Consider the following 15483-nt stretch of genomic DNA (forward strand, 5'->3'; position numbering starts at 1 on the left):
TAGTTATTATTGAATCAGTATTGCTAATTAATTTTTTAAATCTAACTTTGCAAAAGTTTTCAAATAGAATATTTTTTAGATTATTTTAAATTGAAAACATCTTTCATATGGTGGAAAATTCAGGAAATCAATTAAATCTTTTAGATTTTGGCATTGTAGGAGAGCAATTATCTATTAGTGAATTGTTACACTCTTCTTATGTTCGTGGAAGAGAAGATTTTCAAAAAGAAATAGAAATTGATTTTAAGAAAAATCTGCAATCAGCCGCCCATTCTTCATCTTTACTAAAATCTAAACTTTTAGAAGTAGGTGTTGAAGTAAAAGAGATGTATCTTAAAATTATTAATTTCAATGCATTCAAATGCTTAGTTGTAATTAAAAAAGAGGATTATTATTCAAAGGAGAAGAGATGGAAATCATATAAAATCTCCGAACATATTAATAGCACTAATAGTAGAATAGATTTGACTTTTTCTTTTATGTCTTATTCGGAAGAATTAGTTGTAGATAATATAACCTCTGACGGATTCATATTTAAATATGGGACAGAAAAAGTATGATCCATTTGATCACGCCTCACACAATTTAAAAGCTCATAATTATATAAAGAAATCTGGTGAATTTCCTGATTGGGAAATTACCACAGCTTTTTATTGCTCCTTAAAATTTTTTGAAGGTAGTCTTTTTCCATCTATATATTTACAACCTGGAAAGGAGGAAGAGAACATTGAAAGAGAATTCAAATCTTATAATGAATATAAACAGGTTTTTTCAAGATTTTGTCAGGGAACTCCTCACGATATAATGAAAAGATTTGTGAAATATAATACTACAGAAGAGATTTGGAGAAGTTATAGTGATCTTTATGACATTTGTCATAACTCCAGATATAAAAATTATCATATCGAACCTGAAAGCTTAGAAATAGCAAAGGAATCTTTGGATGCTATCAAGCAATATTGTAATGATAATTTAAAGGCGTAATTTTCCTAATAATGTTTGCCAACGTCTTATACCCCTAAATTTTTAATCTTTCATCAGAATTCTCCCGGGAAAAATGCGACTATTTAGGGATTCGGTTTTATAAATTTCAAGTACAGCCTGTGTAGGGATGAGCTGCCTGGGGTGGGAAGTTAATAAAATTTTAACTAAATTCGTTGAAATTCCAAATTTGAAGTTTTTCATTAAATTTTTTCTTGAATTATTGCTATTAGCAGCTCTGGCGCTTATTTTCTACATAGCCGCGATCGATTTTGTGATCTTTAACCGGTATTTTTATGAGAGAGAATATCTAAGCTGGCTTTTCTATCTTTTTCCAATTTGCCTGGCTTTGGCTATAATTTTGGTAGCAGTCTGGCTTCCGGCAAAATTAAGGTTGGTAAGTCTGTTGCTCATTATCCTGGCAAATTGCTACCTGGCGCTTTCGCTTTTTATGATCACTGGAATCTATTGTGAGGAAGAGAAAAATTTTAACTGGATCTACAAAGGAATTCTGCTAATACTCGGCCTTATTATATTTGGAATTTATTATAAAAAGATCCTCCCTAAATTTTCAAAATTTGACCTCCTATTAATATTCCTTGCCAGCCTGGCCGTGATCGCTGAACTTTACCTCAACAGCTTCAGTTTCGACCTCATTTATCGCAATCTTTATCCGGCGATGAATAATTCGTAATTCAGCCTAAACTTCAAAAAATTCGATTCCGCAGCTCATTCAAATTTATCGTAACTTAAAACCTCATTTTTAAAAAATTGCGCTATGAAATCAATATGGCCAGAGTTATCCTATTCCCAGGGAAAAGACACCTATTACAGCTTGCATATGTTCAGCCAGATTCTGGGCAAGATTCAGCTGGCCTGCCTGCCCTGGCAGAACCATTCCTGGCACGTGGCATTGCGAATGAGTCCCGAAGGGCTCGCTACCAAAACCCTCTCGCATGAAAATATTTCGTATCAGTTGCTGCTGGATTTGGTACAGCATAAATTAAAACTACAAACCAGCCTGGGCGAAAATCGTGAATTTAAGCTGCAGGGACTTTCGGTAGCCGACTTCCATAAAAAACTTTTCAGCGAACTCGAGGCGCTAAAAATCTTTCCGAAGATCTACAACAAACCCGTAGAGGTGCTCGAGGCGATTCCTTTTCAAGAAAACAAGCACAATAAATATGATCCCGAAGCTGCCACCGCCCTTCACAGGGCCTTGCTGGCGATGCAGGAGGTGTTTTTCCACTTTAAATGCGGCTTTAAGGGCAAGAGCAGCGAGGTGCATTTCTTTTGGGGTAGTTTTGATGTGGCGGTCTCTTTATTTTCAGGCCGCAAAGCGCCCAAACACCCCGGCGGCATTCCCAACTTAGCCAACAGGGTGGCCGAAGAGGCCTACTCCCACGAGGTGATGAGTTTTGGCTTCTGGCCCGGCAGTGAAGCCCTTCCCGATCCTGCCTTTTATTCCTATCTTTATCCCGAACCCGATGGTTTTAATAAGGCCAAAGTGCAACCCGCCAAGGCCTTTTATCATAAGGATTTACGGGAATTTGTGCTGCCCTATAAAGCCGTGCAGCAAGCCGAAAATCCTGAAGAAGACCTGATGGCATTTTTAAAGTCGGTGTATAATGCGGGCACCGAGCTGGCCAACTGGGACCGGGAGGCACTGGAATAATTCAGAAAAAACTAATCTTATGCTAAAACTGGTAATCGATGCAAGGCAGGCCTCGCTGGGCGAAGGAATGCAGGTGAAACGAATTTTACCTTTTCGAAAACAACGTATGGTAGGCCCTTTCATTTTTATGGACCACGGCGGCCCGGTGTCGCTGCGACCCGAACTGAAAAAATCTATGGATGTGTTGCCGCATCCGCATATTGGTTTGTCTACGGTGAGCTACCTGTTTAGCGGCGAACTGGTACATCGCGACAGCCTGGGTGTGCAGCAAATTATCAAACCCGGCGAGGTGAACTGGATGACCGCCGGCAGCGGGATTTCCCATTCCGAGCGATTTGAAGACCCCGGAGTTTTAGCCGAAAATTCCCTGGAACTCATTCAAACCTGGGTAGCCCTGCCCGAAAAAAACGAGGAAGACGCCCCGAGTTTTGAAAATTACAAACCCGAAGAGCTGCCGGTCTACACCGATAAAGGCGTTTGGATGCGGCTTATCGCCGGCGATGCCTATGGGCTCAACAACAAGGTAAGCACCCACTCCCCTCTTTTCTATTTGCATGTAAAACTCGAGCCGGGAGCCAAGTTTGCCCTACCCGATAAACACAGTGAAAGAGGCCTGTATATCGCCAAAGGCAGCCTGGAAGTGGGCGGTCGCAGCTACAAAGCCGGGCAGATGCTGGTTTTCGAACCCGGAAAAGATGCGGTGATTCGCGCGAAAGAAGCCGCTGATCTTATGCTTTTAGGCGGCGAACCCCTTGGAGAACGATTTATTTGGTGGAACTTTGTTTCTTCGCGCAAGGAACGAATCGAGCAGGCCAAGGAAGACTGGAAACAGGGACGAATTTTGTTGCCTGAAAATGATGATAAGGAATTTATCCCGCTTCCGGAAAACCCGTTTAAGCCCAAGAATGATCCGCCGCCAGAGCCGCTCTCTTAAAATTAAAATATTGCCAACCTGAAAAAGAAAAAGAATGAAAGTAAAAATATGGTCTGACGTTAGATGTCCCTTTTGTTATATCGGAAAGAAAAAATTTGAAGCTGCGCTGGAGAAATTTCCGCATTCAGAAAAAATTGAGATTGAATGGAAGAGTTTTCAGTTAGATCCGCACCTGGAAACCAGTCCCAATACCAGCACACTCGATTATTTTGTACAAACCAAAGGCGTAAGCGAAGACCAGGCCCGGGAAATGTTTACAGGAGCTACCCAATTGGCTGCAGATGTAGGCCTGAATTTTGACCTGGAAAACACCGTGACCGCCAATTCCTTTAAAGCGCATCGATTAATACAGCTGGCAAAATCTAAAAACCTGGGTAATGAGATTGAAGAGGCGCTTTTCAAGGCCCATTTCGAAAATGCTGTGAATATAGACGATACCCAAAGCCTGGTAGAGATCGCCGGGTCTATAGGAATGTCTTCAGAAGAAACAGAAAAAGTACTGCAAGGCGATGCTTTCGCTTATGAAGTGAAACAGGACGAAATGGAGGCGAGAAATATTGGGGTGCGGGGGGTTCCGTTTTTTGTGCTGAATGATAAATACGGCGTTTCTGGCGCACAGCCCGAAGAAGTATTTTTGGAGACTTTAGAAAAAGTTTGGCAGGAAGAAAAGAATGCAGGCAATTAGCCTACAAAATTTAAATCCTGAAAGCATTTCTATAAATTTGATAAAATTTAAAATATGAGGCTCCCCATCCTGTTATTCTTTTTTAGCTTTTCACTTATCACTTTCAGCCAGGAAATCAAAGAAACCAACACCGATATTTTACTGCAACAAGGCCTGGAGCAATACCGGCAGGGAAATTTTGCTGAAGCTTTAAAATACGCCAATCGCGGCCTGCAGCTGGCTCCCGAATACCACGACATTCGTTTATTGAGAATACGCACGCATCAGGCTTTGGAGAATCCAGAGAAGGCCCGTGCCGATTTGGATAGCCTGTACCTCACTGCACCCAACTATCCCGAGGTAAAGGACCTGGGCTTGCGGCAGGCGCAACTTTTAAATTCTTCGGAAGCTATTTTTTACCTGGATAGACTTTCTGAAGTTTATGATGATGCCGAAATTCAAATTCTAAAAGCACAGATTTTAATCGAGCAGGGGCAGGTAAAAGAGGGTCGCAGGCTGGCCGAAAATTTATTGAAGCAGGGAGATCTCACCAACGAGCAGCGATTAAGACTAAACCAGATCCTGAAGCTAAGCCTGAATAATGAATTGGGACTCACCTATCAGCTTTTCAATTTCAGCGAAGATTATAACCGGGATTCCTGGCATAATTATATGCTGGAATACCAGCAAAACATCGGCAAAACGGTGCTTGTAGGGCGGGTAACTCATTCAGATCGCGGCTTTGATTCGGGGCAGCTCTACGAAATCGACTTCTACCCTATTGTTAACGAGAATCTTTATTTCCTCGGAAATATCGGCTATTCCAATGATGAGTTATTCCCAGAGTTCAGAGCCAGCAGCTCGGCTTTTTTCTCGGTTTTCAAGGCTTTTGAACTGGAAGCCGGAGCCCGATGGATGCGCCTCAACGATAGTGATTATTTTACCGGAATTGGAGGAATCACCTATTATGCCGGGAAATTTTATTTTAATCTGAGGTCGGCTGTGGGACCTAAGAGGTTAAATAATACCATAGAAAACCATCAGCTCAATGTTCGCTATTACTACTCGGGCACCGATAATTTTCTGTTCACCCGCCTTAGCCGCGGAATTTCTCCCGATGAAAGCACCCTTTTTGCCCAGGTGCAGGATAACCCGGCACTCGATGCCTACTTTGCGGGAGGAGGCATCAATTTTCTACTGGGCAGTCATCATATTTTAAGAGCTGAAGCGGGGGTTTTATTTGAAGAAATCACTGCAAACAGAGATGGAACCCAGGCGATTTTAAGTGCGGGATACCGGTATCGATTTTAGACGAAAGCCGAACAGCTTCAGAGCTTTAACTGTTTCTGGGGATTTTTCCCCTTCGGGCAAATAATATTTTGAAACTAACTGTATTTGAATATATTTAGCCTTATAATTTTCTCTGAACAGAAACTCCGGGTTTACTAATGCGACAGCAGTTAACAGGCAGGCAATAATAGGATATGGTAATTTTTTTATTCATTGCCGCGATTTTTGGTTTCATCTTATCTGTAAACTTATTTCTTAAGACTTCTACCAACATTCTCGCCAGCCGTATTCTTGGAAGTTTTTATTTCCTGTTATCGGTTTACGTCTTGCAGGCATTTATTATCGACGGCGGCTATTTGCAGCATTTTCAATGGTTTTTTCTCTGGCCATTGCTGCCCTACCATTTAATTTTTATCCCGATTTATTATTACTTCAAAGTGGTAATTACAGATGAATTTAAATGGGATAAAGCTGAATTAATTCTACTTGTTCCTTTCCTGATTGGTTTAGTAGATGTTACCTACGTCTATCTTCAACCCGCAGCTTTATACAATAGTATTATTTCTGAAACCATTGCGAATCCCGAAACCAGGCTTAATGTAGAATATTTGCTGCTTAGCCTGGACCAGCACCTGTTAATGAGACATCTCTGGCAGTTTGGGGTATTGGCGGTTTTATTTCCTGAAATAAAATTCTTTATCAAAAACGGCCCCGATGAAGAACTGAAAAACAGGCTGAACAAATGGCTGCTGGTTTTTTGGGGAATTTTAATGCTTATGGCGGTTTTGGCAATAATTTATGCCCTCGAAAAAATTATGCTGGTAAAGTTTTTTGACCTGATGATTATCGGGCAAAAAGGCGGCCTGGTGACCTTTTTCCTTTATCTCGCACTGGTGCTTCTGGGAACTGTACCTATATTTTTTCCCAGTATTTTATATGGCTACCCCCAGCCAAACAAATCAGCGCTCTCCCCTACTATACCTGATTCGTCTGAAGCAAATGCTCTGAAATTCGAACGTGATGAAATGGAAATTCGGGCAAAATTTGATGAGTTAAAAGAAAGCAGGTTATTCCTGAAAAAATCGTTTAATATTAACGAATGTGCCAGGATCCTTGAAATGCCTACGCATCATATTTCCTATTTTTTACAGGAATATTATGGCCAAAGTTTCGAAGTCTATACCAACACTTTACGAATGAACGAGGCTATGGCTTTAATCGAAGCAGATTTTTTAGAGAACAATAGTTTAGAAAACCTGGCTGAAAAATGCGGCTTTACCAGCCCGGCCACTTTTAGCAAATGGTTTCGGAAGCTTGCAAATATTAGCCCGGGAGAATACGCCAGGTCTTTAAGGTAAAAACCAATATCAGGAAATAGATTTTTTCACTTCAGCTTCAAAAATCCCGGCCTCGGGTACCTGAATACCTGGAAATTTTCAGTAAATTAGAGTGATTTTGCCTCAACTCCTGCCTCCACCCCTTCTAATGTTTTGCCTGCCCTAAAATTGAATCTAGCTGAATAGTTATTCAACCAGGCTCTTGGGTTTTAGAAAGTTTCCGTAGCGAAAGTAAACATACCATCTCCCCCCGCTAATCTAAAAATTAGATTTTAATGATTCAGCCGATTAAAATTTTGATTATCGAGGAAGATATGCGAATTGCCTCTACAATTTCGCTGCAACTTCTGGAGTTAGGTTATGAGGTCTCAGCGATTCTATCCCGGGGAAAGGATGCCCTCAATTTTATGGTCAATAACCGGCCCGATATCGCCTTAATCGACCTGCATCTAAAAGGAGATGTAGACGCAGTGGAAACCGCTCAAAAATTGCAGCAAATGCACAAAGACATTGCTGTAATTTATCTTACTTCCAATGCCAGTGAGGCACACTGGAACCGGGCCGAAGCCGAAAACCAGCACATATTTATATCCCGGTCTTCGAACAGGGAAGAACTTCAGCATAGTATTGAGCAAAGCCTCAACCAACTGGCCTGTAGAATTCACGTCCCAAGACCTGAACAAAAATTATCGAATACTAATTTTGTGTCCCGGGAGTGTCTTTTTATCAGGCACCAGGAATCTTTGGTGAAGGTAGATATAAATGCTATTTGTTATATCGAGGCAAACCGTAACTATTGCCGCATATATTCTACCCAAAAAGAATACCTTTTGGTGAACAGTCTTAAAAATATGGACACCAAGTTACCCGACACCCATTTCTTCAGGATTCACAGGTCCTACATCATTAATCTTTCCCGAATTGATGAAATTGGAGGTTCTCATGTAGTAATTGCCAGAAAGGCCATTCCTATGGCTAAAAACCTACGTCCAGCATTATTGTCGAGATTGCAAAGCATTTAAATGCTTCGGATAAGGTTTTTGATTCTTCGTCCCAGGTTTGAGCTCGTTCGTCCCAAGGCACTTGTTTTTAATGTGTTAACAGACTAAATTAAATTCCTAATCTAAAAATTAAGGAATTATGAAATCGTTACAATTATTTATGGGTCTTTTTGTAGGCTTACTTTTATCATGCATCGGGATGCAGGCCCAGAGTTCCGGTACCAATCAGGCATTCTGGATACATGAAGATCAGGTAAAACCTTCAATGTACAAGGAATATGAAGCTGTCACCAAAGATTTTATCGCGGCCTGTAAAGAACACAACCTACAGGATGCCGATTTTACCACAGCACGACTCGATGAGGGTATTTATTTAAGCATTAGTCCAATAAGTAAAATGGGAGATTTGGATAATAATCCGCTGGCTCCTATGGCAGAGAAAATGGGTGAAGAAAAATTCAGGGAAATGTTCACCCGCTTCGACAAATGCTATGACTCTCATCGAAATTATGTGGTGCACCTCGTTGGCAATATGTCGTATATGCCAAATGGTTTGTCGCCAAATACGCCCGGGGAAGATTACAGGAAATGGCACTTCTTTCACGTAAGCCCCCAAAATGTAACGAATCTTCGCAATAAAATGATGGAAATAAGAAGCTTGTATGAAGAAAAAGCTGCGCCACAGCATTATCGTATCTACCGCAATGGTTTTGGAACTACAGGAGATTATTTCCTGGTGGTGATCTCGGCAAAGGATGCGAAATCATATCTTGAAACTTCAGAGGAAACCAATAAACTTTTGGGGGAACAAGGGGAAAAATTAATGAACGAGATGATGCAATATGTATCTAAATACGAGACCAAAACCGGAAAGATGCGACCCGATTTAGCCTATACCTCGGCTACCCCGATTAAGGATTAGTCTGTTCTATGAAGATATTTCAGGTAGAGAAAAAAGTGCAGGGCAACAGCTTTGCACCTTTTTACAGATAATTTTGGAAAGAATGCGATTATCTTAAATTACTCATTTACAGGAGCAGCCCGGTAATACCCTTAAAATTCTAAAACCAGGGTCCCGTGTGCTGCTTTTATCATCCTATGATCGTGGAAGCCTGTTTCAGGTTGAACGGAAGAAGCACCTGATTTTTCTTCAAAATTAATTAACCTGGGGTTTTCCTGCTTCCGAAGATAACTGCGCAAAATTTTATGCGTATGGTAGGTCGCGGGCTGGCGTTTTAAGAATGGCTCCAGGTCTTCGGGACTTAACAACTGCGTTTCCGAATCCAGAAATCCGAAGCCCTGGTAATTCCCTTCTTTCACCCAGATGAATGCCTCTTCGTTTTTATGTCGGCCTTTTTCACGAATAATAAAACTGCTGGAATCTTCAAAAATCGAAGCGATGGCTTGAGTAACTTTTTTATTATAAACTTCCAGGTCTTCCTTTCCGCAGCAAATTCCCTCACAGGTCTTTATGCTGTAATGCGAACATTCGCCCGACTTTTGTTGTAAACTGCAGTAGCGCGGGCAAAGTTTAAACTCCCGGCAAAGAGACTCCAGTTTTTCTACGGCCGAGGCCCGGCTATAAAAAATACCAACCCTGTCCCGGCGTTTATGGGTTCGCTCCAGGGCCAGTTGCAGCACGCCCAACTGATTTTTATAACTCACCACCTGGTAGACAGGTCCCGGTTTCTTTTGCGCCCGATTAAATTTGGGATAATATTTCCTGATGCATTCGGCTTCCAGCAGCAAGGCGACCAATTCGTTTCCGGTAGTCTCATAATCGATATGATAGGTTTGTTGGCCTAATTGGTATTCCTTACTCATCCTGTCGTAAAAATGCGAAATGACGCGTTTTTTGATATTCCGGGCTTTTCCCGCATAGATCACCTTGTGTTTTTTGTCTTTAAATAAATAGATTCCTTCAGATTCTGGTAATTCCTGAATTTGTTCTGAAGCTATATGCGGGGGCAGGGTGGCCTGTCTCGATCGCGGATGAAGGAAGGAATTGATTTCATTAAAATCCTCATCCAGTGCCAGCAGGCGTTGAAATAAAATTACAGTAGCGTCGGTATCGCCTTCGGCTCTATGCCGGTTGACCAGGGGTATATTAATTGAGCTGCATAAATTGCCCAGGCTGTAGGAAAACAAGCCGGGAATCAATTTTCGGGAGAGCCTTACAGTACACAGCTTTTTGCGATTGTAATCCAGCCCCAGGCTTTTAAACTCATTGCGCAGTACGTTATAGTCGAAATTCACATTGTGGGCAACAAAGACCGCATCCCGGGTAAACTCCTCTATCTTTTCGGCTACCTCATCGAATGTAGGGGCATTGGCCACCATCTCATTGTCGATCCCGGTTAAGGCAGTTATATGCCCCGGAATAATCTTATGCGGATTGATAAGGCTGGTGTACTTATTTATAACTTCTGAGCCCCGCAGCAGCACGATACAAATTTCGGTAAGCTTATTTCCGCGGATGCCCCCTCCGGTGGTTTCCACATCGATGACTGCAAATAACTGCTTTTCCATAAGAGCAAAAGTAGGAAAAAATCCAATCTAATGGAAATAGTCCCAGGTAATTTAGAAACAAGATTTCCGGAACTTAGAAGAAGAAAAGGCAGCCCGAAATACAAAATTCAGAATAGACCTTAATTATTAAAATGCTGCCAGGGACCTCGAAACAGCACGAGGTCAAATTTCACAAAAACAGAGTATCTTTAATAAAACCGAAATTATGCTCACAGAAATACATCCAAAACTACCAATGCGTGATAAGCTTGTCACTAGAGATTTTTATTTAAAACTGGGGTTTTCTGAATTTGGAAAAAATGACTATCCAGGCTATCTGATGATGCAAAAAGATAAAATTCAGCTTCATTTTTTTGAATTTAAAGGTTTAAACCCAAAAGAAAATTATGGCCAGGTTTATATAAGAACAGATAAGATCGGGGAGCTTTATAAATCAATCCTGGAGAACAGCATTACAATTCACCCTGCAGGTATACTGGAAACGAAACCCTGGGGAAAGAAAGAATTTGCCATTCTTGACCCAGATTATAATTTATTGACATTTGGCCAAAGTATTTGATTAAGTTAAATAAAGACCGCAAAAAGCCAATGCCCGGGAACATCTTTCGCCATCCTGCGGGACTTAGCTGAGATCCCGGACCAAACCAGGGCCGAAAATTTTGGAAAAACTTAAAAACTGAATTTGAATCAACGCATTGCAAATATCGCACTACTTGTTAGGGACTATGACGAAGCCATCGCGTTTTATACTGATAAGCTTGGATTCGTGCTCATTGAGGATACCAAACTAAGTGAAGCAAAAAGATGGGTTCGCGTCGCACCGAAAGGCGCCAAAGACTGCTGTTTACTTCTGGCGAAAGCAGCTAATAAGGAGCAGGAAAAAAGAATTGGAAATCAAACTGGCGGGCGGGTTTTCCTGTTTTTGTTTACAGATGATTTCAAACGGGATTACCAAAGGATGCTGGAAAAGGAAATAAACTTTGTTCGCCCCCCTGAAAGGGGGAAGTACGGTGAAGTTGCTGTGTTTGAAGACCTGTATGGGAATTTATGGGACTTAATAGAACCCAGCGAAAACAGCGAAGCACTCCCATTCTAAAAAATGAACCCGCTCCCGCGCGATTGTAGGGGATGGTTTTCCAGATTTGCCGGATGAAAATAGATATAAATTTGTTGAACAATATGATAGGTTTAAATGAAACAAACTGAGAAGATTTGAAAGGAAAAGAAGGGAACGCAAGGCCATCGCGCACCAGCCTGGGGTGATGATTTAAAATTTAAGATTCAAAATTGAAGATTTGAGGGTTTGAAGATCATTAGTTCGAGTTTTTTACTGGGCGAGTTCTCGATACTAATTTCTTCTCCCTGCCGGTCGAAAAAATTCACTACCATTGACGTATTTTTTAACTAGCTGTATTATAACTAATTATCATTCCAAGTTCTTTGGCCATTTTTCTTAGATTTCTTTCTTTATTCAGGTTAATTTTATCTTCATAATCTTTTATTCCTTTCTCTATATAATCTAAACCTTTAACAAATAATTTCCAGTAAAGTTCTGCTAATTTTCTGGCCATTGCTTTTATAGCGTGGCCAGGTCCCTTTCGGGCTCTTAGTTTTCTACCAAAGGCACCCAGTGCAATTTTTTTACTATTGAGAAGGCTTGTGGCCACTTGTTTAAAGATTAATCCTGCTTTGGGCTGCCCTTTTGATTTATGGTTCTTCCTCATTTTGCCGGAGTGATGTTGTTTTGGAGCAAGGCCAAGCCAGGAAGTGAAATGTTTTTCTGTTGCCCATTTCTTCATATCTGTACCCACCTCGGCAAGGAGTTGCATCCAGGTATAATCTGTTATTCCAGGTAAAACAGTGGCATCCCTATGGTTAAATATATTTAGTAAATAGCGGTCGAGGTTTTCAATCTTTGGTTTATGATGCCTTATAGGCTTCCTTGGTTTTTTCTTCCCTGGCTTGAGAGATTCATCACCATTCTCTCCGCTCATCTTCTTAAGAACTTCACTTAATTTTTCATCACACTGAACTATTTGTCCCTGATAAAAATCATAACAAGCAACTGCCTGTTCTAATGCGAATAAACCCGCTTGGGTGTAGTGCCCTTTTAGAGATTTTATTACCAGTTCCCTTTTTGTTTTTAAAATGCTTCTTTCGCATAACTCTACCAGATCTTCCGGATTTCTTTCTCCTTTGAGAATAGCTCGGATTACCCTCAATCCACTGACTCCATGCACTTGGCTTAAAACTTCTTTTAAGCGAATATTCATCATGGTGAGGGCTTTTTGCATATGATTTATATGCATTGCCGCACTGCGAATGTGATCTTCCCGAAGGCGTTGATATTCCCGTAGTTCCTGAACAAGATCTTCTGCTACAAAACATCTGCTAAGAAGTCCATGGCTATGCAACTGTTGTATCCACTGGCAATCCTTTACATCTGTTTTTCTGCCGGGAACTTGTTTAGTACTTCTCCCATCTACCAACCAAACATCGATTCCTCTGGCCTGTAGAATATCAAAGAGAATAACCCAATAAACTCCAGTGGCTTCCAAAGCAACAGTTTCGATATTATTATCGATCAAATAATCCGCTGCCATTTCTAAATCCTCAGTAAAAGTCTCGAAGCTTTTCACTTCTTTCCCTTCAAGACCTACAAAAATTTTACGGGCTCCAATATCAATGCCCGCAGCATGTTTGTGAATCTTTTTCATAATAAAAAAGTTTAAAAACCACATCGGAGAATTCTAAAGCAGTAAGACTACCATGCGGGCATCAATAGGGGATTGAGCACCAAAATCGCTACCATTATTTTCCGAAAACCATACTCGAACACAGGTATAAAACACTATGTGTATAACGGCCAAATTGTGGTTTAAATTTCCTTATAAAAATACAACCCCATACGTCAATTCTTTTCGCTAGATAAATTTTTTATCTCAAATCTCGAACTGACGAAGGTTTATTAGCTAATATGGGACGCGATGCAAACCCGCAGCATAGAGGGGCTATGCCTTCTGCAACAAAGCAATTTGAAAAGCGTCTTTAGAATAGAAGCCAACTAACCTATGAAACAAAAATTAATTTATTCGCTTGTATCAATATTTATAGTAATTATAACTCTACAATTAACCTCCTTTGAATTTTTCCTGTTATTCCTGCTGGGCTTAACATTATTATTCCTTGGGGTGGCAGGAGTCTTCTCTTTTTTTATAAAGGTAAAATCGGCGGTTTTTAAAATTCCACTTAAACTTAGCATTATTTTTATCATAGGCATTCTTAGCTCCCTCTTTCGCCCGTATGACAATGCAATAGTCAATTCTGGAACTAGCAGTAAAAAACTGGAATATGCTTATAAAACAGATCAAAAAGACAGGATGCAGTTGAAATCTTACCTATTGGGAAATCTAAAAAAAAGAGATGAAATAAGGTTAAAACAGGCTAAGGAAATTCATAGTAAGCAACATAACTTAACGCCATTAGATCAATTTCACGCCGCATTTATCTTTCATCATAGCCATAACCCCAAAGATTACGAAACCGCTTCCAGGCTGGCCACCTCTGCCAGTGAGGCACCAAATCTTCAGGATCATTACCAGGCTCAGTGGCTAAAAAAAGCCGCCTATGACAGGTGGATGGTTTCAATAGGAAAACCAGAAAAATATAACACTCAGAATAAGTTTTCAATAGGATTTGAATAAAATTACCGGAAATTAGCTATCTATCGGAAAGTTAATCATCCATTTTATTCCAAACTTATCTGTAAAGCTGGCAAATAGATCCCCCCAAAACATTTCTTCGAGCTGCATTTCTACCTCCCCGCCTTTTGAAAGCTCTTTAAAAATTCTTCGGGTTTCAGCTTCGCTATCTGGCGTAAGAGAAATATAATTACTACTTCCAAAAACCGCCTTTTGTCCGAAAGATTCCAGACAGTCCGATCCCATTAAAACACAATCCCCAATGGGTAGAGAAACATGCATTATTTGATCCAGGTTTTGCTCTGAAATTTGGCTGGAGCCTTCCGCGCCCGGCGGCATATCCTTAAAGCGCATTAGATCGCTGAATTCATTGCCAAAAATGCTTTTATAGAAATTGAAAGCTTCCTCACAATTTCCATTAAAATTTAAATAGGGGTTTAGTGTTGCCATTCTTTTTAATTTAATTTTGGGTTGAAGAATCTCGCAGTTGGGATTTTATAGGGTCACAGTTAGCTTTTGTGCTCCACATATTTTTTAAAATTATTTAAAATCGCCTGCCAGCCTTGCTTCTGTAAATGCCGGCTGTTCTGGTTCTCCGGTTCAAATTCCTCAATAATATGGGTTTGACCATTTTTAGAAATGAATTGCACCTGTACCTTACGTTTATCATCCATCACATATTTCAGGCTTTCATTCTTCTTCACTTCGGTGTAAACACCACTAAAATCAAAACCACTGCTACCATCTTTAGCCTCCATTCTGGAGGTAAACCTTCCATTTTCTCTTACCTCATTTATAGCCTTTGGAGTATGCCAGTCTTCAGAAGCTGCATTCCAGTTTTCAATATGTCCCGGATTTGTCCACAGCTCCCAGACCTGCTCTACCGGAGCATTCACAGTAGTTTTGATTCTTATAACCTCTCCCAGAGAATTCTCTTCTGAAAGCTGCTTTAGCTTTTCCAAAGCTTTTGGCCAGGTTTTGAGAAAATAATCTTTGTATTCCCCGTCTATATCCATAAATACCGTTAGCAATGTTTTTCCGCCTTCCTCTTTCAGTTGATAATTTTCCCTCGCGCCTGCCCAGGCCTGCACTTTTTCGCTTTCCAGATCTTCCTTCCCGGTTTTATCAATCATCCCGATATGTTTAAAGTTCATAATTTCAGGGTCCTTGCGCTTTTCGATTCTGGCCACCATTCCCTCTCCATCTGAATTAAGAAAGTAGATCTTATCTCCCTCGTTCCAGGTTGACTTGGCCCTGGAGCCTTCGCTAAAAGCCGAGGTCCACCTGGGATAGGTTTCATCGCTCCATAACACATCCCAAACCTTAACTCTGGGCGCATTAATTCTAATTTCAAACTTATTTCGTTCCATC

The 15483-nt window shown here is 40.7% G+C and carries 17 protein-coding genes; 13 read left to right on the top strand and 4 right to left on the bottom strand.

All coding sequences use genetic code 11. The features are described 5' to 3' along the window. The first annotated feature begins 107 nt into the window (after positions 1-107). The 10 genes from ACW6QP_RS06910 (at position 108) to ACW6QP_RS06955 (ending at position 8804) form a co-directional block, all read left to right on the top strand. The gene (locus tag ACW6QP_RS06910; RefSeq protein ID WP_457910127.1) at positions 108-560 is read left to right on the top strand and encodes a hypothetical protein; all 453 of its coding nucleotides are present in this window, start codon (positions 108-110) and stop codon (positions 558-560) included. Next, entirely contained in the window at positions 541-984 is a 444-nt protein-coding gene (locus ACW6QP_RS06915; RefSeq protein WP_457910128.1) for a hypothetical protein, read from the top strand. Before ACW6QP_RS06910 ends, ACW6QP_RS06915 begins: the two co-directional genes overlap by 20 nt. Before the next feature lie 187 nt (positions 985-1171). Continuing rightward, entirely contained in the window at positions 1172-1675 is a 504-nt protein-coding gene (locus tag ACW6QP_RS06920) for a hypothetical protein (protein WP_457910129.1), read from the top strand. A gap of 84 nt (positions 1676-1759) precedes the next feature. Then, positions 1760-2656: a DUF5996 family protein gene (locus ACW6QP_RS06925; RefSeq protein WP_457910130.1), complete on the top strand. Its 897-nt coding sequence runs from the start codon at positions 1760-1762 to the stop codon at positions 2654-2656. Between the two features lie 19 nt (positions 2657-2675). Then, positions 2676-3590 (top strand): pirin family protein, encoded by a 915-nt coding sequence (locus ACW6QP_RS06930; RefSeq protein WP_457910131.1) that lies wholly within the window; start codon positions 2676-2678, stop codon positions 3588-3590. A gap of 34 nt (positions 3591-3624) precedes the next feature. Further along, positions 3625-4275, top strand: coding sequence for a DsbA family oxidoreductase (locus ACW6QP_RS06935; protein ID WP_457910132.1), 651 nt, complete (start codon positions 3625-3627; stop codon positions 4273-4275). A gap of 54 nt (positions 4276-4329) precedes the next feature. After that, positions 4330-5565, top strand: a complete 1236-nt coding sequence (locus ACW6QP_RS06940; protein ID WP_457910133.1) for a YaiO family outer membrane beta-barrel protein — start codon at positions 4330-4332, stop codon at positions 5563-5565. A gap of 173 nt (positions 5566-5738) precedes the next feature. Further along, on the top strand, positions 5739-6902 hold the full coding sequence (locus ACW6QP_RS06945) for a helix-turn-helix domain-containing protein (protein WP_457910134.1): 1164 nt from the start codon (positions 5739-5741) through the stop codon (positions 6900-6902). 254 nt (positions 6903-7156) lie between these two features. Continuing rightward, complete coding sequence (locus ACW6QP_RS06950) at positions 7157-7903, top strand: LytR/AlgR family response regulator transcription factor (protein ID WP_457910135.1); 747 nt, start codon at positions 7157-7159, stop codon at positions 7901-7903. 118 nt (positions 7904-8021) lie between these two features. Further along, positions 8022-8804 carry a hypothetical protein gene (locus tag ACW6QP_RS06955; protein WP_457910136.1) on the top strand — a complete coding sequence of 261 codons (783 nt, stop codon included), beginning with the start codon at positions 8022-8024 and terminating at the stop codon, positions 8802-8804. A 131-nt stretch (positions 8805-8935) separates the two neighbouring features. Here ACW6QP_RS06955 and ACW6QP_RS06960 read toward each other — a convergent pair whose 3' ends face one another. Next, a complete protein-coding gene (locus tag ACW6QP_RS06960) occupies positions 8936-10411 on the bottom strand; it encodes an exonuclease domain-containing protein (RefSeq protein WP_457910137.1) in 1476 nt (491 codons plus the stop codon). A 205-nt stretch (positions 10412-10616) separates the two neighbouring features. Between ACW6QP_RS06960 and ACW6QP_RS06965 the strand changes: the two genes are divergently transcribed. Together ACW6QP_RS06965 and ACW6QP_RS06970 are read left to right on the top strand one after the other, a co-directional pair. Then, positions 10617-10970: a bleomycin resistance protein gene (locus tag ACW6QP_RS06965; protein WP_457910138.1), complete on the top strand. Its 354-nt coding sequence runs from the start codon at positions 10617-10619 to the stop codon at positions 10968-10970. Positions 10971-11093: 123 nt separating this feature from the next. Then, positions 11094-11507, top strand: coding sequence for a VOC family protein (locus ACW6QP_RS06970; RefSeq protein WP_457910139.1), 414 nt, complete (start codon positions 11094-11096; stop codon positions 11505-11507). Positions 11508-11811: 304 nt separating this feature from the next. Here ACW6QP_RS06970 and ACW6QP_RS06975 read toward each other — a convergent pair whose 3' ends face one another. Further along, complete coding sequence (locus tag ACW6QP_RS06975; protein ID WP_457910140.1) at positions 11812-13128, bottom strand: IS110 family RNA-guided transposase; 1317 nt, start codon at positions 13126-13128, stop codon at positions 11812-11814. 354 nt (positions 13129-13482) lie between these two features. On the opposite strand from ACW6QP_RS06975, the gene ACW6QP_RS06980 reads away from it, so the two are divergent. Next, the gene (locus ACW6QP_RS06980; protein ID WP_457910141.1) at positions 13483-14115 is read left to right on the top strand and encodes a hypothetical protein; all 633 of its coding nucleotides are present in this window, start codon (positions 13483-13485) and stop codon (positions 14113-14115) included. Between the two features lie 12 nt (positions 14116-14127). On the opposite strand, the gene ACW6QP_RS06985 is transcribed toward ACW6QP_RS06980, so the two are convergent. After that, positions 14128-14562, bottom strand: a complete 435-nt coding sequence (locus tag ACW6QP_RS06985; protein ID WP_457910142.1) for a VOC family protein — start codon at positions 14560-14562, stop codon at positions 14128-14130. Between the two features lie 59 nt (positions 14563-14621). After that, complete coding sequence (locus ACW6QP_RS06990; protein WP_457910143.1) at positions 14622-15482, bottom strand: SRPBCC domain-containing protein; 861 nt, start codon at positions 15480-15482, stop codon at positions 14622-14624. Position 15483: the final 1 nt, after the last annotated feature.

It is taken from the genome of Salegentibacter haimaensis, from assembly GCF_054121495.1.

Excerpts from the sequence above, each read along its gene's own strand:
- ACW6QP_RS06955 (WP_457910136.1), top strand. The coding sequence starts at position 8,022 with ATGAAATCGTTACAATTATTTATGGGTCTTTTTGTAGGCTTACTTTTA.
- ACW6QP_RS06915 (WP_457910128.1), top strand. The coding sequence starts at position 541 with ATGGGACAGAAAAAGTATGATCCATTTGATCACGCCTCACACAATTTA.
- ACW6QP_RS06985 (WP_457910142.1), bottom strand. The coding sequence starts at position 14,562 with ATGGCAACACTAAACCCCTATTTAAATTTTAATGGAAATTGTGAGGAA.
- ACW6QP_RS06910 (WP_457910127.1), top strand. The coding sequence starts at position 108 with ATGGTGGAAAATTCAGGAAATCAATTAAATCTTTTAGATTTTGGCATT.
- ACW6QP_RS06975 (WP_457910140.1), bottom strand. The coding sequence starts at position 13,128 with ATGAAAAAGATTCACAAACATGCTGCGGGCATTGATATTGGAGCCCGT.
- ACW6QP_RS06965 (WP_457910138.1), top strand. The coding sequence starts at position 10,617 with ATGCTCACAGAAATACATCCAAAACTACCAATGCGTGATAAGCTTGTC.
- ACW6QP_RS06950 (WP_457910135.1), top strand. The coding sequence starts at position 7,157 with ATGATTCAGCCGATTAAAATTTTGATTATCGAGGAAGATATGCGAATT.
- ACW6QP_RS06935 (WP_457910132.1), top strand. The coding sequence starts at position 3,625 with ATGAAAGTAAAAATATGGTCTGACGTTAGATGTCCCTTTTGTTATATC.
- ACW6QP_RS06925 (WP_457910130.1), top strand. The coding sequence starts at position 1,760 with ATGAAATCAATATGGCCAGAGTTATCCTATTCCCAGGGAAAAGACACC.
- ACW6QP_RS06940 (WP_457910133.1), top strand. The coding sequence starts at position 4,330 with ATGAGGCTCCCCATCCTGTTATTCTTTTTTAGCTTTTCACTTATCACT.
- ACW6QP_RS06930 (WP_457910131.1), top strand. The coding sequence starts at position 2,676 with ATGCTAAAACTGGTAATCGATGCAAGGCAGGCCTCGCTGGGCGAAGGA.
- ACW6QP_RS06960 (WP_457910137.1), bottom strand. The coding sequence starts at position 10,411 with ATGGAAAAGCAGTTATTTGCAGTCATCGATGTGGAAACCACCGGAGGG.
- ACW6QP_RS06980 (WP_457910141.1), top strand. The coding sequence starts at position 13,483 with ATGAAACAAAAATTAATTTATTCGCTTGTATCAATATTTATAGTAATT.
- ACW6QP_RS06945 (WP_457910134.1), top strand. The coding sequence starts at position 5,739 with ATGGTAATTTTTTTATTCATTGCCGCGATTTTTGGTTTCATCTTATCT.
- ACW6QP_RS06990 (WP_457910143.1), bottom strand. The coding sequence starts at position 15,482 with ATGGAACGAAATAAGTTTGAAATTAGAATTAATGCGCCCAGAGTTAAG.